General features: G+C 24.7%; 18 protein-coding genes. All 18 read left to right on the top strand.

Going from position 1 to position 23,410, the window contains the following annotated elements; translation table 4 throughout:
- Positions 1 to 67 precede the first annotated feature (67 nt).
- The 18 genes from EXC47_RS01885 (at position 68) to EXC47_RS01800 (ending at position 23,391) form a co-directional block, all read left to right on the top strand.
- Positions 68 to 2,467: an MAG1360 family OppF-related protein gene (locus tag EXC47_RS01885; protein WP_129646589.1), complete on the top strand. Its 2,400-nt coding sequence runs from the start codon at positions 68 to 70 to the stop codon at positions 2,465 to 2,467.
- 86 nt (positions 2,468 to 2,553) lie between these two features.
- Positions 2,554 to 5,055, top strand: a complete 2,502-nt coding sequence (locus EXC47_RS01880; RefSeq protein WP_129646587.1) for a valine--tRNA ligase — start codon at positions 2,554 to 2,556, stop codon at positions 5,053 to 5,055.
- On the top strand, positions 5,046 to 5,903 hold the full coding sequence (locus EXC47_RS01875; protein ID WP_129646585.1) for a bifunctional 5,10-methylenetetrahydrofolate dehydrogenase/5,10-methenyltetrahydrofolate cyclohydrolase: 858 nt from the start codon (positions 5,046 to 5,048) through the stop codon (positions 5,901 to 5,903). The genes EXC47_RS01880 and EXC47_RS01875 overlap by 10 nt, the downstream gene beginning before the upstream one ends.
- A gap of 89 nt (positions 5,904 to 5,992) precedes the next feature.
- Entirely contained in the window at positions 5,993 to 6,943 is a 951-nt protein-coding gene (locus EXC47_RS01870) for a phosphate acetyltransferase (protein ID WP_129646583.1), read from the top strand.
- A 17-nt stretch (positions 6,944 to 6,960) separates the two neighbouring features.
- Entirely contained in the window at positions 6,961 to 8,151 is a 1,191-nt protein-coding gene (locus tag EXC47_RS01865) for an acetate/propionate family kinase (protein ID WP_129646581.1), read from the top strand.
- The gene (gene coaD, locus EXC47_RS01860) at positions 8,151 to 8,573 is read left to right on the top strand and encodes a pantetheine-phosphate adenylyltransferase (protein WP_129646579.1); all 423 of its coding nucleotides are present in this window, start codon (positions 8,151 to 8,153) and stop codon (positions 8,571 to 8,573) included. Before EXC47_RS01865 ends, coaD begins: the two co-directional genes overlap by 1 nt.
- A 1-nt stretch (position 8,574) precedes the next feature.
- Positions 8,575 to 9,156 (top strand): ribosome biogenesis GTP-binding protein YihA/YsxC, encoded by a 582-nt coding sequence (yihA, locus tag EXC47_RS01855; RefSeq protein ID WP_129646577.1) that lies wholly within the window; start codon positions 8,575 to 8,577, stop codon positions 9,154 to 9,156.
- A 23-nt stretch (positions 9,157 to 9,179) separates the two neighbouring features.
- Positions 9,180 to 10,676, top strand: a complete 1,497-nt coding sequence (locus EXC47_RS01850; protein ID WP_129646575.1) for an MAG1430 family protein — start codon at positions 9,180 to 9,182, stop codon at positions 10,674 to 10,676.
- A 147-nt stretch (positions 10,677 to 10,823) separates the two neighbouring features.
- The gene (gene pyk, locus EXC47_RS01845) at positions 10,824 to 12,257 is read left to right on the top strand and encodes a pyruvate kinase (RefSeq protein ID WP_129646573.1); all 1,434 of its coding nucleotides are present in this window, start codon (positions 10,824 to 10,826) and stop codon (positions 12,255 to 12,257) included.
- 94 nt (positions 12,258 to 12,351) lie between these two features.
- Positions 12,352 to 12,984, top strand: coding sequence for a hypothetical protein (locus EXC47_RS01840; protein ID WP_129646571.1), 633 nt, complete (start codon positions 12,352 to 12,354; stop codon positions 12,982 to 12,984).
- Positions 12,985 to 13,102: 118 nt separating this feature from the next.
- Positions 13,103 to 14,890, top strand: a complete 1,788-nt coding sequence (dnaK, locus tag EXC47_RS01835; RefSeq protein WP_129646569.1) for a molecular chaperone DnaK — start codon at positions 13,103 to 13,105, stop codon at positions 14,888 to 14,890.
- 94 nt (positions 14,891 to 14,984) lie between these two features.
- Positions 14,985 to 16,193: an AAA family ATPase gene (locus tag EXC47_RS01830; protein WP_129646567.1), complete on the top strand. Its 1,209-nt coding sequence runs from the start codon at positions 14,985 to 14,987 to the stop codon at positions 16,191 to 16,193.
- A gap of 1 nt (position 16,194) precedes the next feature.
- Positions 16,195 to 17,160: a phenylalanine--tRNA ligase subunit alpha gene (gene pheS / locus EXC47_RS01825; protein ID WP_129646565.1), complete on the top strand. Its 966-nt coding sequence runs from the start codon at positions 16,195 to 16,197 to the stop codon at positions 17,158 to 17,160.
- Entirely contained in the window at positions 17,150 to 17,824 is a 675-nt protein-coding gene (locus tag EXC47_RS01820; protein WP_129646563.1) for a uracil-DNA glycosylase, read from the top strand. Before pheS ends, EXC47_RS01820 begins: the two co-directional genes overlap by 11 nt.
- 1 nt (position 17,825) lies before the next feature.
- On the top strand, positions 17,826 to 20,006 hold the full coding sequence (locus tag EXC47_RS01815; RefSeq protein WP_129646561.1) for a phenylalanine--tRNA ligase subunit beta: 2,181 nt from the start codon (positions 17,826 to 17,828) through the stop codon (positions 20,004 to 20,006).
- A gap of 14 nt (positions 20,007 to 20,020) precedes the next feature.
- Entirely contained in the window at positions 20,021 to 21,286 is a 1,266-nt protein-coding gene (glyA, locus tag EXC47_RS01810) for a serine hydroxymethyltransferase (protein ID WP_129646559.1), read from the top strand.
- A gap of 1 nt (position 21,287) precedes the next feature.
- Positions 21,288 to 22,229, top strand: coding sequence for a prolyl aminopeptidase (pip, locus tag EXC47_RS01805; RefSeq protein WP_129646557.1), 942 nt, complete (start codon positions 21,288 to 21,290; stop codon positions 22,227 to 22,229).
- A gap of 10 nt (positions 22,230 to 22,239) precedes the next feature.
- Positions 22,240 to 23,391: an aminotransferase class V-fold PLP-dependent enzyme gene (locus EXC47_RS01800; RefSeq protein WP_129646555.1), complete on the top strand. Its 1,152-nt coding sequence runs from the start codon at positions 22,240 to 22,242 to the stop codon at positions 23,389 to 23,391.
- The last annotated feature ends 19 nt before the right edge of the window (positions 23,392 to 23,410 follow it).

The following is a 23,410-nucleotide window of genomic DNA, read 5'->3' as shown; positions in this document are numbered from 1 at the left end:
AGCCCTCTCTTTTTATTTAAAATTATAATATATTAATGTTTTAATTTTTAATATAAAATTTTATTATATGTTAAAGAAAAATATTGTTTTGTCAATTGAAAATTCTTATTCGAAAGCTTTTTCAAATGAACCTGATCTTAAAATTAAAAGTTTAAAAGTTTTTAAAAATGAAAAAATACTATTATTAGTAAATGATAATAATAAAGAAATATTTAATGGTGGATTTTTAAATGCAATTCATAAAAATGCCAATCTTTCAGTTTCTAGTTTTTACGATTTAGAAGATAATTTTAAATTTTTAAAAGGAAAAAAAACACTACAAAATATAAGTTATTTAAATTTATCTAGTTTTGACGATAGTGATAGATTACCGTTAATTGAACAAATAAATAATATAAGAAAAAATTATGAAATTGATGATAGCCAGATTTTAAAATACTTTAAAATCGTTGCAAATAATACCTACATAATAAAAAGTAAAATATATTCACTTTTAATATCTAATTCTAAAAAATTTTTAAATACAATACAAAAAGTTTCAGCTGATGTTAAAAAAATGTTTTTTGAAATAAACCAATCTCTAAAAAATAGCCATTTTTATAACGTTTTAGATATTTCTAAAAAGATGCGCGAAGAACTGCAAATAATGAATTCTTATTTTATAAAACTTGTTTTTGAATTATTTAAGGAATTTAAAAGTAATTTTAATATTTTAGCAAGTTTACATGATAAAAATATTGGTGTACAAGGGCAGTCTAATTTAATTCATTTAGAACAACAATATAATTTTATTAAAAAAATAAAAGATACATCTATGATGAATATAAAAAAAGAATTAATTATAAGAGATGCAAAAAAGAATATAAATGTTTTAAATAATATGCTTTATGAATTAAAAAATAATACAAAGCAATATTTAAAATCAATGATTTTTAGTTTTAAAAATAATTCTAAAATAAATTTTGATTTAGCAAATAGATATCAAAAAAATACTGAAAATAAAAATTATTTAGTTAAAAGATCACTAGTTGAAAAATATATTTATAAAACATTAAAATCCAATTTTAAGTGAATGCAATATTTAAAATATGAAGAATTAAAAAGTTTAAAAAAGAATTTAATTTTTGAAATGAAATTATTTATTAATAATAATTTATTTTCAAGTAACTATTCTAAGAACAAATTCTCAATTTATAGAATTTCACAGGAAATAAAAAATAATTTTAATTTAAATTTAGAAAGTTATATTTCTTCAAGCAAAAAAAATGTTGATTTATTTAAAGAAAATATTTTAGAAAATAAAACAAAAATTGAAAAAGCGAAATCTAATATTTATAAGGTAAAAGATAGTGTTTCATTTTCATTAATGTTTAAAAATCTTTTGACAAAAATTGAGAGAAGCAAAGGTATAAGCCAATTTCGTATAAATCAAATTAAAAATAATTATATTGATGAAGTTTTAAAAGAAAAAAATAAATTAAAAGATTATGATTTAATAATAAAAAAATACAAATGAATAATTAAACAAGTAAAAATGTTTTTATTTGGTGAAAATTACTATAAAAATGGGATTAATAAAAAAACATATATACACGATTTTTATTTAAAAGAGGCAAATAATGAGTTTCTTTTAATGAAAGATATACTAGCATCTTTTATTTTTTTAATAAAAGATTTCGATGCTTTAAGACAAATTGTTATCAATAAAAAACACATAGAAAAAAATGATATAAAAAAATATTTATTAATATTAAGATTTATAGATATTTTTGAAGAATCATTAATTCCTACAGAGAATTTATTAAAACCTTTTACTGAAATTGATTTTATTAATAGAAATAAATTAAATTTAATAAAAACTCTTGTTAAAAAGCCATTGTTAATAGTTATTGAGGATGATATTAGAAATAATGATTTAGTTGATAAACATGAGTTTATTAAAATTTTAAATAATCTAAATAAGTTTAATAATAGTGCGTTTGTTTTTATAACAAATAAAAAAGATATTTTAGAAAAAGATAAGTTTGATTATGTATATATTTTTAATAATAATAAAGAATCAGAATCTGGAACATATGAAAATATATATAAAAATATTATAAATAAGTCATATTCAGAAAAATTTGATATTGATAATGAAGAAAATTATCCTTTATATGACGAATTTAAAATTCATAATGATCATTACATAATTTCATCATTTAAGTACTATAAAAAAGTATTAAATGAAGCAGAAAATATTCAAAAATTACAGGATGATACTGAAGCCTTACAAAACGAATTAAAAACTAAAATAGAAAATGTTGCTTCTCCTCTTTTAGGTTTAGAAGAAGAAATAATTAACATAAATAATAATGATTCAATATATTCGTCAAATAGGTTAAATGAAGAATATGTTGAATACTTTAATGAAAATAAAATTAACATAAATGAAGAAGAAATTCAAACAAAAGAAGAAGCATATTAGTAAAAGTCGCCTAAAATCGGCGATTTTTGTTATAATATTTAATGATTAAATATTAAATTTACTTGTAATGTTATTAAGGGGAAAAAATGAGTTTAATTGATAAATTATATAATCCTAAAAATTTTGAAAGCAGAATAAACAAAAAATGAAAAGATAAGAAATTTTTTAGTACTCACGATGAATTAAAAAGACCTTTTACTGTTATTTTGCCTCCGCCTAATGTAACAGGCTCTCTACATTTAGGACATGCATTAAATGAATATATTCAAGATACAGTTATAAGATACAAAAAACTAGAAGGTTATGATGTAATGTGAGTTCCTGGTATGGATCACGCAGGTATTGCTACTCAAAGTAAAGTTGAAAATATAATTTATCAAAATGAAGGTTTAACTAGACATGATTTAGGTAGAGAAAAGTTTCTTGAAAAAGTTTGAGAATGAAAAGAAATCTATGCAAATAAATTTAGAGAACAATGAGATGCATTAGGATTGGCTTTTGATTATGAAAAAGAAAGATTTACTCTTGATAAAGACAATAATGATGCTGTAAATAAAGCTTTTATAGAACTTTACAACAAGGGATTGATTTACAAAGATATTAAAGCTATAAATTGAGATCCAAAACTTCAAACAGCTTTATCAAATATTGAAGTTATAAATGAACCAACTGAACAAATTATGTATTATATAAAGTATCCTTTAGTAGGTTCTAATGAAAATTTAGTTATAGCTACAGTTAGAACAGAAACTTTATTAAGTGATGTTGCAGTTGTATTTAATCCAAATGATGATAGATATAAGCATTTACATGGTAAATTTGTAAAACATCCTTTAACAAATAAAATAATTCCTTTAATTGCAGATGAATATGTTGATATTAATTTTGCATCAGGTTTAATGAAACTTTCTGCTCATGCAGAGGTTGACATTGATTTGATTAAAAAACATAATTTAGAAGTTATTGAGTCAATAGATAAAACAGGGAAAATACATTTTGAAACTTCTATTTTCAATGGTTTAGACAGATTTGAAGCCAGAAAAGAAATTGCTAAATATTTAAAAGAAAACAATTTTTTAGAAAAAGAAGAAAAGGTTACATCTAATGTAGGTTATTCAGAACGTTCAAAAGCGCCTGTTGAAATATTAGTTATGCCTCAATGATTTGTTAAAATGGAAAAATTTTCAAAAGATATATTGAATCATTTAAAAACCAAAGATGCGGTTAAATTTTTCCCTGAAAGATTTATTAATGTTTTAGAAAATTGAATGAATAACGCATATGATTGAACAATAAGTAGACAACTATGATGAGGTCATAGGATTCCAGCATGATATAAAGAAGATGAAATAAAAGTTCAAATAGAGTCGCCAGGAGAAGGCTGAGTTCAAGATAGTGATGTTTTAGATACTTGATTTAGTAGTGGTTTAGCTCCGTTTAGTTTTTTAGGATGACCTAATGATGATAAATTATTAAAAAGATATTATCCAACTAGTTTACTTGTAACAGCTTATGATATTATTTTCTTTTGAGTAGCTCGTATGTATTTATTCGGTTTAGAATTTACAAATGAAAAACCTTTTGAAGAAATAATAATTCATGGTTTAATTAGAGACGAACAAAACAGAAAAATGTCAAAATCATTAAATAACGGTATTGAACCTTTAAAGGTTATTGATGAATTCGGTTCAGACGCATTAAGATATTTTATTATAACTAATACTACTCCAGGGTTTGATATTAGATTTAGTAATGAAAAAATAAAGTCAGCTTGAGCTTTATGTAATAAAATTTGAAATATAGCTAGATATATTCAAATGCTCGAAGATGATGATTCAAAAGGCACTACAGAAGTGGATCGTTGGATAAATAATAGATTATTTGACTTTAAACAAAAAATAGATAAATTAATGCAAAAATATGAATTTACTAATATAGGTACAGAAATTAATAACTTTGTATATAATGAATTTTCTTCATGATATATAGAATTATTAAGAATAAAGCCAAATAAAAAAGCAGCACTTAATAATTTAAAAAATATGCTTATTATATTACATCCATTTTTACCATTTTTAACAGATTACTTATTTGAAATTATTTTTAATGATGAATTGTTAGAACATGAAAACCCAAAAATTAATTTATCAAGATGTACAAGAATAAATACAGTTGATAATGTTATTAAAGTTATTAATATTTTAAGAAAGTATCGTGAAGATAAAAAAATAAGCAAAAAAGAAATAATTTATTTTGATACAAATGTAAGTAAATCTGACTTTTTTGTTGAATCTGTTAACAAATTAGCAAATGCAAATATAAAAGAAAATGATGATACTCTTTTTATTGACGGAAAAATTCAAGTTAGAATAAAGGAGTCAGATGAAGTAAAAAATAATTATTTAGAAGATTTAAAATTAAAAATAGAAAAAGTTAAATTTGAAATTCAAAGAGCTGAAAATATGCTTAACAATGAAAACTTTATTAAAAAAGCTCCAGAAGCTAAAATAAATCTTGAGAAAGAAAAACTTGAAAAATATCGTAAAGAATTAAAAGAATATAATGATGAGGTTTCAAAATGATCTTAGATGGGAAAAAAATAGCTGAAATAAGAACTAAAGAACTAATTGAAGAGTTTCAATTTATTGCAAAAACAATTAATAGAAAGCCAGTTTTAGCAATCGTTCAAGTAGGAGATTTAAATGCTTCTAATCTTTATATTAAACACAAAATAAACAAAGCTAATGAATTAGGAGTTCAAGTAGATTTATATAAATTTAAAGAAGATATAACTCAAAATATGCTACTAAAAAAATTAGATGAAATTAATGAAAAAGCTGATGGAATAATTGTTCAGTTGCCTTTACCTGAAAAAATAAGTTCACAATTAATATTAAACGGAATTAGATTAATAAAAGATGTTGATGGATTGTGTACAAAAAGTACATTTAACTTTTATAACGAAAATAATGAATTAACTTATACTCCTGCTACAGCTGCTGCGATTATGGATATTATAGAATACTATAAAATAGATATTAAAGATAAAAAAGTAGCTGTTATTGGAAGGTCTTATCTAGTTGGTAAACCAACAGCATTTTTATTAAAGAAACTAGGTGGAAACGTATCAACATATAATAGAAAAACAGGTATTAAAGGTGTTGAATCAGCAGATATTTTAGTATCAGCAGCCGGACAAGCGAATTTAGTAAAAAAAGAAAATATCAAGCAAGGTGCAGTAGTAATAGATGCTGGCACTAATTGAATTATTGATGAAAAAACTAATAAAAAAATAATGGTCGGTGATGTTAATTTAGAAGGCGACTTTGATTATGTCAGTTCATATACACCTGTACCTGGTGGTGTTGGACCATTAACAGTAGTTTGATTGTTTAAAAATTTAGCAAAAGCAATTAGAACTGAATATGAATTTTAAGAAATAAATGTGGAAAGTTAAGCTTATATGCTTACTTTTTTTATTATTTTATTATAATTCTAATTATTAATAATATTATTGGAGATAGTATGAATTTTAAAACTTTATTAAACAATGAAGTAAGTAAGCTAACAAGAAGAAGAATATTAATTATTGATGGTGACGATAAAAGAGCGATCGATGCAGCAAAAGAATTAGAAAAATATTCTAATCTAGAAATAATATTGCTTACAGAAAAAAATGAAAACATTAATACAAAAGCTCAAGTTTTAAATATGTTTGCTAATGAAGAAAAAATAGAAGAATTAGCAAATAAATATTTTGAATTAAGAAAAGGCAAAGAAGATATAGAAACTTCTAGAAAAGTTTTAAGAACTAGACCTTTCTACGCTATGATGTTATTAGCGAATAATGAAATTGATGGAGTAGTTGGTGGATTGAATTATTCAACAGCTGATATATTAAGAGCTGCTTTTAAAGCCATCGGCCCTAAAAAAGGAATAAAAACAATTAGTTCAGTTATGATTATGCATAAAGAAGAAATGACATATTTCTTTACTGATATATCAGTTAATCCAAAACCAGAACTAGAAAATTTAGTTGATATTGCAAAAAATGCTTCTGATTTTGCAAAATCATTTAATGTTAATCCAAAAGTTGCTTTTTTAAGTTTTTCAACAAGTGGTTCTGCTAAAACTGATGAAACTATTAAAGTCTCTGAAGCTGCAAAATTATTTAATGAAAGCAATGAAGGAATAAAAGCTATTGGTGAAGTGCAATTTGATACTGCTATTAGTGAAAATGTTAGAAAAGCAAAATATAGTGGTGAAAGTTTTGGAGGTGAAGCAAATATTTTTGTTTTTCCAGATTTAAATGCAGGTAACATTGGTTATAAAATTGCACAAAGATTAGGGAATTTTGGTGCAATCGGCCCAATTATTACTGGAGTTAATAAACCTGTTAATGACTTATCAAGAGGAAGCACAGTTGAAGATGTTGTAAATACTGTTTTAATAACATCACTTCAATCAAAAAAATAATATAAAAGAGGTTGATTATGAACAAAAAAGTATTAGTTATAAATGCAGGAAGTAGTTCAATTAAATTGCAATTATTAGATAAAGAATCTTTAAATGTAATTGTTAGTGGAATAGCTGAAAGAATTACTTTACCAACAGATGGTTTAGTCACATTAAAATATAATGGTGAATCATTTCAAAAGAAAGATATTTTAATAAATCACAAAAAAGCAGTCGAAGTTATTTTAGAATTATTGACTGAAATGAAAGTTATTCAAGACTCTACAGAAATAGAATTAATTGGTTTTAGAGTAGTTCACGGTGGTTCTTATTTTACTAAATCAGTAAAATTGGGTGAAAGTGAAATTAACTTAATAGAAAAAGCTGCTATTTATGCACCATTACACAATCCAGGTGCAATAGAAGCTATAAGAGCCTTTAAAAATGTTATGCCTCATGCTAAAATGTCAGCTGATTTTGATACAGCATTCCACACAACAATTTCTGAAATAAATTCCACCTATCCAATACCATATGAATTATCAAAAGAATTGAATATAAAAAAATATGGTGCTCACGGAATAAGTCATGAATATATTGGGATAAAAGTAAGAGAAATATTAGGCAAAGATTCTATAAATATAGTTAATTTACATATAGGTAACGGAGCTTCATTATGTGCTATTAAAAATAATAAAAGTATTGATACTTCAATGGGATTAACGCCTTTAGCAGGAATAATGATGGGAACAAGAAGTGGAGACATAGATCCTTCTATTCATGAATTTGTAATGAATCAAAAAGGTTATTCTATAAAAGAATTTACGAATATTTTAAATAAACAATCAGGTATGCAAGGTGTATCTGGCGTATCTAGTGATTTTAGAGATATAATGGCTGAAATTGAAAAAGGAAATGAAAGAGCAAAATTTGCTTTTGATTTATATTGCCAAAAAATAATTGATTATACAGCTATTTATGCAAATAAAGTAGGAAAATTAGATGCTATCGTTTTCACAGCTGGAGTTGGTGAAAACACCCCGGAATTAAGAGAACATGTAATTGAAAATTTAAAATTTGCAAATATTAAAATTGATAAAGAATTAAATAAACAACGTTTTGGTGACTATGTAGAAATTTCAACACCAGATAGCGAAGTAAAAGTTTTTGCAATCAGAACAAATGAAGAACTTTTAATTGCAAAACATGCAATAGAACTTTATAAATAATGAAGAGTGCAATATATCCTGGTTCATTTGACCCTTTGCATAAAGGTCACATAGCTATAATTGAAAAAGCTTTAAAATTATTCGATAAAATATATGTAATTGTTTCAGTGAATCCTGATAAGGATAACATTGATAATATCCATTATAGATTTCTTAATGTAAAAAATGAATTAAAAAATTTTAGTAATGTTGAAGTTATTTTAAACAAAGATGATTTTATTGCTAATATTGCAAAAAAACTAGAAACTAATTTTATTATACGATCAGCGAGAAATAATGTTGATTATCAATATGAATTAATTTTAGCAGCAGGAAATAATTCAATTAATAATAATTTAGAAACAATATTAATATTACCGGATTATCAAGATATTGAATATTCATCAACATTGATTAGACATAAAAGTAAATTAGGGAAATAATATGTGGAAATTTGTTAAAAGTGCTTTAGAAAGAGATACTTGATTAGATACAAAAGGAGCAAAACAAGTTTGTTTTTGAGGAAGATCAAATGTCGGCAAAAGTAGTTTGTTAAATGCAATTGTTAATCAAAAAATATCATATGTTTCTAAACAACCTGGTAGAACTCAATTAATTAATTATTTTGAGGATGATGGAGTATTCATAATAGATTTTCCAGGTTATGGTTATGCTCAAATGTCAAAATCTAAATCAGAACAAATGAATCGTTGCATCAAAGAATTTATTGTTGCTGATAAATCACCAAAAAATATTTTTCTGTTGATAGATTCTAGAACAGGTTTAACCCAAAATGACTATAAAACAATTGAATTTTTAAAAAAAGTAAATTGAAATTTTGATATAGTTTATACAAAAATGGATAAATTAAATCAAAAAGAAAAATCATTATTAATTAAAAAACATAATGACTATATTTCTAAAAAATTATTTAAAGATTCAACAAGTTCATTTTTAGTTTCAAGTGAAAAAAATATTGGTTTAGATGAATTAATTGAATATATGCAAGATTATTTATATAGCTAATTTATAGGTTTAAAAGGAGAAAAATGAAATTTAATAAGAAAATATTTTTAATATCTTCATCATTAGTTGTCTCATCTGCTATGGTAGCTGGTATTGGAACATATGTTTTAGTTGCTTCAAATAAAAATAATGAAGATGTTAATTTGATAAAAAGCTTAAAATTTGAAGTTAATCCTGAAGCAAATGAAGAATTTTCAGAAAATGAAAAAAAATCTGATTACAATAATGGAATTATAACTACAACTAAACCTAAAAAATTTGATATATCAAATCATTTTGCTAGTGAATATACATATTCTAGTTTTTATGTTTCTTCATCTGATAATGAACCTACATTAGTATCTGATAACTCATTTTGAAATAATATTAAAAATAAATATTCTTATAATGCTAATAAATATTTTACTTTGTTAAATATAGATAAAGATTTAAGTTTAGTTGATTTTGAAAATAAATATAACTTTTATTATCATTCATATGCAAATGATTTTGAAGGAAAACTTTACTTAAGAGTTTATTTAGAAGATAAAGAAGACAAACTTGTAAAAGAAGGAAAAACATTAACTGAAAGAAAAGTAAATTGAAAATTTGTTGACTTTATAATGGAAGGTTTTAAAAAATATTCTGGTGAAAATGATGAATTATTGCAAAAAACAGATGATTATAACAATAACCAACATCAATTTTCTATTTCTACATATACAAGAAATCAATTTTTAAAAGGTGATTTAAACATTGATGGTGGATGAAATTCTATTTCTGATTTGCTTGATTTAAACAACAATAAAAATGAATTATTACCAACAAGAAAATTGGATAGCAATGATGCTATAAAAAAAGCTTATTTATCAATTTCAAGAATATTAAGTTTTTATAAATCAAACAACATTTTTGGTAAAACAAAATCTAAATATATAATTGATGATTCAAAACCTATTTATTTTGAACAAGATTCTAGTAATTCAAATTTATTAACAATGAATTATTATATTAAAAAATTTGTTCCTAACGCAAAATATAGTGATTCAGAAGAATTAACAACTTCTAAAGAAATAAAAATAAATCAAATGCAAAAATTAACATTTAATACTTTATATTTTGAATTAAAAAAATTTGCTGAGAAAATCAAAATATCTGTTAATTCTAATACGCCTATAAATGAGACAATTCCGTCAATTAATTCGCCTTTATTCATTTCTTCTCAAGCAAATACAACAGGCTATACAAATACTAAAAATGGATATTATAAAGAATTTAATTTATTTTTAGATTCAACTGAAGAAGAAATTAACAATTTCAATAATTTATACGAACTTAAATATTATAAAAGATCTTCAATAGATATTTTTAGTGAGCTAGATTTTAGCAAATCTACATCAAATACTTTTGATAAAACACCTTTATTAGAAATTAAACAAAATGAAGGTAAAGCTAAATATGCATATTCTATTAATAAAAAAGGTTCAAACGTTAATTTTTTAGGTGTTTTTGAAGTAAGCGGATTCAAAGAAAAACAATAATCATAATCAACTTTTTAAAAGTTGATTTTTTAATTTAATGCAAAAATTACCACATGATAAAAAATATATATTTAATATTACTTATGATTTTTTAGTTCTAATATAAAATATTAGATATAAGCATAATATTATATTATTGGGAGAAAAATGAAATTAACTGATAAAAGAAGTAAATTAGTTGTTACAATTGGTCCATCAAGTGACAATTATAAAACATTAAGATCATTAATTGAAAATGGTGCCACATGTATTCGTGCTAATTTTAGCCACGGTTCACATGAAGAACATTTAAACAAATTTGTTTTAGGTAAGAAAATACAAGAAGATTTAAAAGTTCCTGTTTCATTAATGTTAGATACAAAAGGACCTGAAATTCGTTTAGGTAAAATGAAAGGTGGTGCTCAATTTATTGAAGCAAATACAGAAATTACTATTTATACAACAAAAGAAAAATATGAAAATTTTGAAGGTACTGATAAAGAAGTGACAGTAGCTTATGACATGAGTCAAGATTTAAAAACAGGTGATACAATTTTATTTGATGATGGTAAATTAACATCTATAGTTACAAAAGTTGAAAAAGGTGTAGTTTATGCTAAAACAAAAAATTCACACAAATTAAAGACAAATAAAAGAATTAACTTACCTGGTGTTGATTTTTCATTACCATTTTTATCTGAAAAAGACATTAATGATGTAATCTATGGAATTAGTGTAGGAATCAACTATGTAGCTGCTTCATTTGTTAACTCAGCTCAAAACGTTCATGATTTAAGAAAAGTTTTAGAAGATAACGGTGGAAAACACGTAAAAATTATTTCAAAAATTGAAAGTCATTTAGGTATTATGAATATTGATGAAATAATTGAAGCATCAGACGGTATCATGGTAGCTCGTGGTGATTTAGGTTTAGAAATTCCTTATTATGATGTTCCTTACTTTGAAAAAACAATGATTAGAAAATGTCGTGAAGCAGGAAAACCTATTATTGTTGCTACTCAAATGTTAGACTCTATGGAAAATAACCCTCATCCTACAAGAGCTGAAGTTACTGACGTTTACTATGCTACAGAATTAGGTGCAGATGCTACAATGCTTTCTGGTGAATCAGCTTCAGGAAATTATCCATTAGAAGCTGTTACAACAATGGCTACAATAAATAAAAGAGCAGAAATGGACTTTTATGACAAACTTTATTACGATACACAATTAGAAGAAATTCGTAAACGTTCAAATATGCAAGAAAATATGAGATCAAGAATTGCTTTCCGTGTTGCAGATAAAGCTAGATATGGTGAATATAAATTTGCTGTTGTTCTTTCAAGAACAGGAAAATTATTATCAGAAGTTGCTAAATTCCGTCCAAACACAATTATTGTTGGTGTTGTAAATGATGAGAAGGAAATTGGTTCTTTCGGTATTACAAGTTCTGTTTGAACATCAGTTGATTCAATTAAATATTTTGATTTAATTAAACAAAATAAAGATAATGCAGCTGAAGTTTTAGTACCTTTTGGTGTTCAAAAAGGTGATAGATATTTAGTTATTGAAAACGATTCAATTATTGAAAAAGTTTATTAATAATAAAATGAAAATAGCTTTAATAGCTATTTTTTTAAATTAAATTAACTAATTTGATATTATTTTAATATAGATATTACAAAAGTAGGTAATTATGAAACTAAATATTAAAAAAATAATTAAATTATCTTCAATTTCATTAGTAACAGCACCATTTTTTGTTTCGGCTTCATATGAAAATGAAACAAGTGGTAAAGAAGAAAATTTAGACAATGTTAAAATAAGAGCTAAAGCAACTATTTCTTCTAAAATTGATGAACTACATTCTTTTTCAGATTTAAATATAAAACAAATACAAACAATTGAAGAAAAAATAAAAAAAGAGTTATCAAAAATCGATGAAGCTAATAAAATAGATGAAGTTCAAGAAATAACAAACGAAATATTACATATTTATAAAACTAATTTAGATTTAGAAAGATTGGTTGCTTTAGTAAATAAAACTAAAACAGACGAATATTTGCAAGAATCAGAAAGAAAAATAGTTATAGATAGATTGGTTCCTTTTGTTTCAGAAATTAATATAAAAAACTCAACATTAGTAAATGATCAAATTTTTGATAAAGCTTTAAAAAATTATAATGAAGTAAGAGATCCTTTTGTAAAATCTAATATCACTAAATATTCTTTAGCACTTAGTTTATCTTTGATTACATTTTTAATAATAATTATTTCATTATCTATAATAATGCATAAAAAAAATAAAAAATTTAATATAAACAATTAAGAATCAAACAAAATTTGATTCTTTTTTTAAAAAAATAAAAATTTAGCAGTTTTATTACACGAGTGCTAAATTTATGTTACAATATAAACTATATGAATTAAATTTCAAAGGAGTTATTATGGCAAAAGAAGTTATTATTGGTATTGACTTAGGTACAACTAATTCTGTTGTAGCTATTGTGGAAAACGGAAAACCTGTTGTTTTAGAAAATTTAAATGGTAAAAGAACAACACCTTCTGTTGTAAGTTTTAAAGACGGCGAAATAATTGTTGGTGATAATGCAAAAAATCAAATTGAAACAAATCCTGATACAATTGCATCAATTAAGAGATTGATGGGTACAAGCAAAACTGTTAAAGCAAACAATAAAGATTATAAACCAGAAGAAGTTTCAGCTATTATTTTAGAAAATCTTAAAAAATATGCAGAAGAAAAAATTGGACACAAAGTTTCAAAAGCTATTATTACAGTCCCAGCATATTTTGATAATTCACAACGTGAAGCAACAAAAATAGCAGGTAAAATTGCTGGTTTGGAAGTTTTAAGAATTATTAATGAACCAACAGCTGCAGCATTAGCATTTGGTATTGACAAAACAAATGAAGAACAAAAAATTCTTGTATTTGATTTAGGTGGTGGAACATTTGACGTTTCTATTTTAGATATGTCAGGTGGAACATTTGAAGTATTATCAACAGCTGGAGATAATCACTTAGGTGGAGATGATTGAGACAATGAAATTGTTAAATGATTAGTTGATAAAATTAAAAAAGATCATGATTTAGATATAACAACAAATAAAATGGCAATGGCTCGTTTAAAAGCAGCAGCTGAAAAAGCAAAAATTGATTTATCAAATTCATTGCAAGCTACAATTATGTTACCATTCTTAGTGTTAATAAATGGTTCTGAGCCTATTAGTGTTGAAGCAACATTAAGAAGAAGTGAATTTGAAGCAATGACTGCTCATTTAGTTGAAAGAACAAGAAAACCTATTGAAACAGCATTAAAAGATGCAAAATTAACTGCAGCTGATTTAAACGATGTTTTATTAGTTGGTGGTTCAACAAGAATTCCTGCTGTTCAAGCTTTAGTAGAAGAAGTTTTAGGCAAAAAACCTAATCGTTCAGTGAATCCAGATGAAGTTGTTGCGTTAGGAGCTGCAATTCAAGGTGCTGTTTTAGCTGGCGATATTGATGATTTATTGTTAATAGATGTTACTCCATTAACATTAGGTATTGAAACAGCTGGCGGAATTGCCACACCTTTAATTACAAGAAATACTTCAATTCCAATTTCTAAATCACAAGTATTTACAACAGCGGCAGATAATCAAACAGAAGTTACAATTAGAGTTGTTCAAGGTGAAAGACCATTAGCTAGTGAAAATAAATTATTAGGTCAATTTAATTTAGAAGGAATTACACCAGCACCTAGTGGAGTACCACAAATTGAAGTAACATTTAAAATTGATTCAAATGGTATTGTAACAGTTAGTGCAAAAGACAAAGCTACAAATAAAGAACAAAGTATTAAAATTGAGAATTCAACTAAATTAAGTGATGATGAAATTCAAAAAATGGTTAAAGAAGCTGAAGAAAACCGTGAAGCCGATGCTAAAAGAACAAAAGAAATTGAAACAATAGTTAAAGCGGAATCATTAATTAAAACAATTGAAAAAGGCTTAAACGAAGAAAAAGAACCTAAACCAACTGAAGAACAAAAAGCAGAGATTCAAAAGTTTATTGATGAAATCAAAGCTTTAATTGAAGCAAAAGATATTGAAAAATTAGAAGCAAAAATGGCAGAAATTGAAAAAGCATTCCAAATGATGTCTCAAATGCAACAAAAACCTACAACTGAAAATAATTCAGAAAATGAAGAAGAAGTTTTTGGAGAAAAATAATAATTATTAATGAAGCAATATGCTTCATTTTTAATATTTTGGGAATTTTTAATTTTTATTAAAAAACTATATATATTTTAATAAAATATATATTATGAAAAACTTAGCTAATGAATTAAGACCAGAAAAAATATCCGAAATTATTGGTCAAAGACACATAAAACATTTATTGTCCAAAGTTATTGAAAATAAATTAACTTCAAGTTTTATTTTTTTTGGAGAATCAGGAATTGGAAAAAGCAGTACAGCATTTGCATTAGCTAAAGAAATGAATTTAAAATATGCTTATTTTAATGCTAGTATTGATAATAAAAAAGATTTAATCGATTTACTTGAAAATAATGAAATTTTAATAGTCGATGAAATTCATAGGTTAAATAAGGATAAACAAGATATTTTACTCTCATATTTAGAGTTTGATAAAATTATAATTTACGCAACTACTACTGAGAATCCTTATTTTAAGGTAAATCCTGCTGTAAGAAGTAGGATGCAAATATTACAATTTTATAAATTAAGCGAAGATGACATGTTTAATGGATTAAAAATAAATTTAGTAAAGTTTTACCCAAATTTAAAATTAAGTGATAGTTTAATTAAAAGAATTGTTAAATTAAATAATGGGGATTATAGGTCATGTTTAAATCATTTACAAATTTTAGCTTTGATAGTTAAAGATAAAGAAGTAACAATAGAAGATATAAAAAATGTAATGCCTAATATGAATTTTTATAGTGATGAAAATTCTGTATCACATTACAATAATTTATCTGCTTTTCATAAATCATTAAGAGGAAGCGACATAAACGCAGCATTTTATTATGGAGAATTAATAATAAAAACAGGCGATTTTCAAGGTTTATTTAGAAGGCTTTTAGCTTGTGCTTATGAAGATATTGGTCTTGCTGACACTACCATTGGAACAAAAGTAAAAGATGCTATTGATGCATTTGAAATTTTAGGAATGCCCGAAGGAAGATTACCACTGTTTAATGCTATAGCTTTTGTTGCTTTGTCTCCAAAAAGCAACTCCATTTATGAAGCTATCAATAAAGTTGAAGATTTTATTGATGAAGGTAATGTATTTATGATACCTAAACATTTACAAGAAGGATATTACGCAAATGCATATAAATTAGGTGAAGGTGTAGGTTATAAATATCCTCATGATTTTGAAAATCATTTTGTAAAACAAGAATATTTACCAAAAGAAGCAAAAAATATTAATTTTTTTAAACCTAAACAATTTGATTCTAAAAAGATTGTAGAATACTATAAAACAGTTGAGGAATGAAAGGAATAAAATGAAATACAATGAAATAAATTTTGATGAAATTAAAAATTTTGAAGAATTTAAATTAGCAAAAAGTAAAGCATTTTCAAAAGAAGGCAAACTTTTTGAATTGCAAAATAAAATTAGAACAGCTTCAATAGAAGAAAAGAAAATTATAGGTGCAGAAATAACTGAATTGAAATCTTTTTATGAAGAAATGTTTGCAAAAGTAGAAAAAAGATTAGAACAAGAAAAAATAAATAAACTTATCGAAAATGAGTTTATAGATGTAACAAAGCCACTAGGTCAATTAGGATCATTACATCCTATTACAATAATTGAACAAAGACTAAGAGAATGATTTATTCAAAACGGTTACTTTGAAAGTGTTGGTGGTGAAATTGTTGATGATGAATATAATTTTGAAAGATTAAATATACCAAAAAGTCATCCAGCAAGAGCTATGCATGATTCTTTATATATTAATCCTACAACATTATTAAGGACACATAATACAGGTATAACAGCTTTAGAATTAGAAAAAAATGCAAATAAAAATATGAATAATTTTGCTATAGGTAAGGTATATAGAAATGATGAAGATGATGCAACACACTCTCATCAATTTACACAATTAGATTTTGTCAGTGTCGGAAAAGTAAGTTTTCCTAATTTAATTTGAACTTTAAAGTCTTTATTGTCTTATGTATTTGAAGAAGAATTAGAACTAAGATTAAGACCAAGCTATTTCCCTTTTACTGAACCAAGTGTTGAAGTTGATATTTATTATAAAGATAGATGAATCGAAGTATTAGGCGCTGGTATGTTGCATCCAAATGTTATGAAAATGGCTGGTTATGATATTAAAAAATTTAATGGTTTTGCAGCAGGTCTAGGAATTGAAAGATTAACAATGATTAAATACGGTATTAAAGATATTAGAGAGCTATACCGTAATGATCTAAGAACACTATCACAATTTAATTATGAAAAATAAATTTGCATTGTTTGTTGAAAAAGAATCTAAAAAAGACTATTTTATAGAACTTTTTAAAAAAATAAATTTTGAAAGAAAAACTAAAAAAGTTTTTCCAAAAGAAGAAGATATTTTTAGGTGTTTAAATTATTTTGAACCAGAAGAAACAAAACTTATAATAATAGGACAAGATCCATATTATTTAGAAAATCAAGCTGATGGGTTAGCTTTTAGCTCTAATGATTTAAAAACTCCTAAAAGCTTAATAAATATATTTAAAGAAATCAAAAAAGACTATCCAGAAGCTATTTTTGAAACTAATAGTCTTGAATATTGAGCAAAACAAGGAGTTTTATTATTAAATTCTTGTTTAACAGTTAATAAGGACGAACCTAACAGTCATAAAGATTTTGGATGAAATTTTTTTATAGATAATTTATTAAATTTTATTTGCGAAATTAATAAAAATGTTGTGTTTGGTCTTTGAGGAAATTATGCTTTTAAAATAGCTAAAAATGCTATATTAAATAATAATATAAATGAAAAGCAGATTATATTTACTTCTCATCCATCTCCATTATCATATTGAAAAAGAAGTAAAAATAGTTTTAGAGATTCAAATTTTTTTAAGAAAGTAAATAATTTATTAAAAACTAAAATTGATTTTAGTTCGCGAAAGGAATAAAATGATTATTTCATTGAAACAATTAAATAGATTTATGCCTAAAATAGCTTTAACAAAGGAAATTGAAAAAGATATTAATAATTTAGGTTATGAAGTAGAAACAATCACTCCATTTAGTGATGTAAAAGGTATTAAATTTGCAAAAATTTTAAGTGTTGAAAAAAATAATAATAGTAAAAATCTTAACATTGTTAAATTAGAAACAAATACAGGAATAATTACGATTCAAACAGTTGCAAAAAATGCTAAAGAGGGATATTTTACCGTAGCTTTTGTCGAAGGATCAAAAAAAGGTGATATAACCTTTGGATCAAAAGAAATGGCAAAAGTAGTATCACAAGGAATGTTATCTGGTTTTTCTGAATTAGGATTTAATCCTTCATTATTACCTTATAATGAAGACGATATTATCTTAATAAAAGATCCTAAAATAACTATAGATACAGATCCTATTGATTATTTTGAGTTAGATGACTACATTATTGATATAACGACACCAGCTAATAGATCTGATGCTAATTCTTACTATGTTCTAGCAACGGAATTAGCAGCTTATTATAATACAGAGTTTGTATGACCAAGTGTTCACAAAATAACTAAGAATGATATATTCAAGTCTAATATAAAAGCTTCTAAAAATCAAGCTAAGGAATTAACTTTTTTTGAAGCCAAAATAAATAATAATGTTACTAAATTAGATTATTTGTTATTTTTAGCAAAACATAATATTGAAGCTAAAGGAATATTTGCAATTGACTTAACAAATATGATTTTATTATTAACAGGTACTCCTGCACACGCATATGATAAAACAAAAATAAACGGAAAGCTAACATGTGAAGAATATACGGGAGAAGTTGAAATATTAGGTGGTAAAAAAATTGAAGTTAAAAATGTTTTAGCAATAAAAGATGAAGAGAAAATAATTTCATTAGCAAGTGTTATGGGCTGTGAAAATTCATCTGTGACTAAAGAAAGTAATGAAATACTTTTTGAAATAGGTTCTTTTGATGCTAAAAAAGTTAGACATGGAGCAAAAGAAATAAAAATAGATTCAAACTCTTCTATACAAGGAGGAAAATCTGTTAATCAACAAATGGTTAAGAATGGAATAGAAATTCTTAGATATTTAACTTTTAAAAATAATAATGCAATTAGCCAAATAATTAACTTGCCAAAAGTTAAAAAAGGAAAAAGTGTTTTACAAAATAGAAGAAAATTAGCTATATATGCAAATTCTGATTTTAGAAATTTAAAGCACTTTTTAGATACAGAAAATACAATGAAAAAAATAGGTTTTGTTTTTAATAAAAATAGAATAATTGCACCTTCATATAGAACTGACATTGAAAATTATGAAGACATTATTGAAGAGTATTTTAGATTTTATGGATATACAAATTTTAAAGGAATACCGCCACTTGTTGAACCGTTTAAAATAAATAGAGCTGAAATTTCCAAACAATCTCTTATGTCTATGGGTTATTCTGAAGTAAGAACTTTTACACTTGTATCTGAACAAATTAATTTATTAAATCCTTTTAGTTTTTCATCAAATGTTAAATTAGAAACTTTTGTTTCAAAAGAAAGAGAAATAATAAGAAATAGTATTGTTACAAGTTTATCTGAAGTAGTAGAATATAACCAAAAAAGAAAGTTAAATTCTATAAATATATTTGAATACGGAATGATAAATAATAATGTCTTTGTCTATGGTATAGCTTCAAACGTAAAATCATTTGATCAAATTAAGTTAGATATAGCTAATTTTTTAAGAAGAGACGATATAAAATTTGTACCATTGACAGACAATGAATATATTCACCCTAATGTTTCTGCTAAAATTTTATTAAATGACATATTTATAGGATGAATCGGAAAAATTCACCCTAAATATAAAAATATGGATGTTTATTTTGCTGAATTTATAAAAGTTGATCAAAAAGAATCAAAATTATTTGAACAATATATAAATGAACCTTTAAAATCTATTGATTTAACTTTTGAAATTAATAAAAATGATTGAATAGGATCTAAAATATTTGAAATAAAAGCTATTAGTGATTTTTATGAAATAAAACAAATAGATGACTACAATAAAGGGCTAACTAGAAGTGTTACACTTAGAATATTTGGTACAGATGAGCAAATAGGTAATATAAATAATCATTTTAATAATTAATTTAAGGAGTTAATATGTATAAAAAAATTAATCTCAATGATAAAGAATTAGAATATGCAATAAACAGCGAAGTTGATAGACAAAATAACCATATAGAACTTATAGCAAGCGAAAATTATGTTAGTGATGATGTTTTAAAAGCTACAGGAAGTGTATTAACAAATAAATACGGCGAAGGATATCCTAATAAAAGATATTATGGCGGATGCGAGTATGTTAATATTGTTGAAAATTTAGCTATTGACAGATTAAAAAAATTATTTAACGTAGAGTATGCTAATGTTCAACCATATTCTGGAAGTGTTGCAAATGCAGCAGCAATAGCAAGTGTAGTAAACTCAGGTGATAAAATAATGGGTCTTAGTCTTTCTTCTGGTGGTCACTTAACACACGGATATAAGATAAGTTTCAGCGGTATATTTTATGAAGCAATATCATATAGCGTAGATAAAAACGGATACTTAGATTATGAAGCTATAAAAAAACAAGCTATTCAAGAAAAACCAGCTTTAATTATTTGTGGCTATTCTGCTTATCCTAGAATTGTAGATTTTAAAAAATTTAAAGAAATTGCTGATGCGTGTGGCGCAAAACTTATGGCTGACATTGCACATATTTCTGGATTAATTATTGGTGGAGTCCACCCCTCACCAGTTGGATATGCAGATATAATTACTTCAACGACTCACAAAACACTTAGAGGTGCAAGAGGAGGTGTTATTATGACTAACGATCCAGAAATTGCTAAAAAAGTTGATAGATGAGTATTTCCTGGCTACCAAGGTGGACCATTATTTCATTCTATAGCAGGTAAAGCAGCTGCTTTTAGAGAGGCTTTAAAACCTGAATTTAAAAAATACGCTGAAGATATTGTAAAAAATGCAAAAATATTTTCTGAAGCCTTTATTAACAAAAAAGCTAATTTAGTTACAAATGGAACAGATAATCATCTTTTTACTATAAACGTATATAAAACTTATGGTTTAACTGGATTAGAAGCTGAAACAATTTTAGGGAAAATTAATATAACTGTCAATAAAAATACTGTTCCTTTTGATGAATTAAGCCCTATGGTTACATCAGGAATTAGAATCGGTGTTCCTGCTATGACATCTAGAAAATTTACTAAATGAAATGAATTGGCTGAAATTATGGATTATACATTGAAAAATGGTAAAAAATGATTAGAAGATGAATCTAATAATATAGCTGAAATAAATAACCAAAAAGAAAAAGTTTTAAAATTGACAAAAGATTTTCCTATTATTACAGAATATTAATATGTTTAAAAAATATTTATACCCAGAAATAACACCTTTTAAGTTAGGTTATTTAAAAACACCTGATTCAGAAAATGAAATATATTATGAAGTTTCAGGGAATCCAAACGGCTATCCAATTTTATATGTTCATGGTGGTCCTGGTGGTGGAACTAGTGAAGTTTCAAGAAGGTATTTTGACCCTGAAAAGTATAAAATAATTCTTTTTGATCAAAGAGGATGTGGTAAAAGTAAACCCTCAATGTCTTTAAAAAATAATACAACTGATTTTTTAATAAAAGATATTGAAATGATAAGAGAACATTTAAAAATAGAAAAATGATCATTATTTGGTGGTTCTTGAGGTACAACTCTTTCTTTAGTTTATGCTATAAATTTTCCTAAAAGAGTTGATAATTTAATTCTTAGAGGAACTTTTTTAGCAAGAAAACAAGATTTAATTTGATTATATCAAGATGGAACTAACTATTTTAATCCAACTGATTTCGAAAGATATATAAATATAGTGCCTCTAGAAAAAAGAAATGATGTAATTTCTGCTTATTATGAAATGATTAATTCAAATGATGAAGAAATTAGAAAAAAAGCATTAATTGAATGAGCAAGATGAGAAAGTATCAACGCAACTATTTTGGACAGACAATTTGATGAAAAAGATCTTAAATCAGTATTTGAAATAGCTTTAATTGAAAATCATTATTTTAAAAATAATTGTTTTTTTGAGGAAAATTATATTTTAAATAAAATAAATGTTATAAAAAATATTCCTACATTTATAGTTCATGGTTCTCATGATTTAATTTGCTGACCAATAAATTCATATTTATTACATAAAAATATGAATAATTCAGAACTTTACTTTATAGAAAATGCTGGTCATTCACAAAGAGAAGAATTTATAACTAAAAAATTAGTTGAAATAACTGATTCATTAATAAAATAAAGGTAATTAAATGAAAAATATAAGAGAATTATTTAATATGGCTGATAAAATTACTTATTTAGACAGTGCAGCACTAGCTCTTAAACCTAATATTGCAATAGAAGCTTCGAATGATTTTTATTTGAATCATTCAGTAAGTACAAGAACTTCTGATTCTCCATTAGGAATTAAAACCGTTAATATAATAAAAGAAACGAGAAAAAAAGTAGCTAATTTAATTGAAGCTAAAAGCGATGAAATTATTTTTACTTCTGGAACTACTGATTCATTAAATAAAGCTGCAAATATGCTTAAATCTTTATTGAAAAAAGATGATGTAATTTTATTATCAGCATACAATCATTCTTCAAATTTAAAACCTTGAATCTCAATAGCTGAAGAAACAGGTGCTAAAGTTTTAATAGAAGAAAATTTAATAGACTTTATTAATGAAAAAACAAAAATAATTGCTTATTCTCAAATGACTAACAATTTTACCTACAATAGTAATACGGATGAAATTTACGAAAAAGCAAATAAATATGGTGCTTTAGTAGTTAATGATGCTGCTCAAGCTATTATCTATGAACAAGTGAGTCTTGAAAAGAGTCACATTGTTGCATTCAGTTGTAATAAATTTTATGGTCCGACTGGATTAGGGATATTAGCAATTCAAGAAAAATTACTAAATGAACTACCTCCTGTTGTTTATGGCGGAGGAGCAGTTTTAGGAATGAATAAAGATAAAACTTTTGTTTTAAAAAAAGGCTATGAGTTACATGAGCCTGGAACATTGAATTTAGCTGGAATTTTTATGTTTAATAAATCATTAGACTTTTTTAATGAAATTGGTGGTTATAATTCTGTTCAAAAAATTCTTGACGATTTAAGCTTATATGCATACAATAAATTATCGAAAATAAAAAATGTAACTATTTACACAAATCCAAAAGATCATATTATTTTAATTAATGTAAAAAATATTAACTCACAAGATGTTTCACATTATTTAGGTCAAAAAAACATATATGTTAGATCAGGCATTTTTTGTGCTCAATATTTAAAACACATAAAAAAAGATTCATCTTACTTAAGAATTAGTTTAGGAATTTATAATAATTATGATGATATTGATAAATTAGCATATGAATTAGAAAACGGAGGTGATTTTCTTGTTATATAACAATAATGAAAAAAGGGAT

This window comes from Mycoplasmopsis maculosa (assembly GCF_900660665.1).
In the GTDB taxonomy this organism is placed as follows: Bacteria; Bacillota_I; Bacilli_A; order Mycoplasmatales; family Metamycoplasmataceae; genus Mycoplasmopsis; species Mycoplasmopsis maculosa.
The sequence above is the reverse complement of the archived record's forward strand: the minus strand, read 5'-3'. Positions and strand labels throughout refer to the sequence as shown.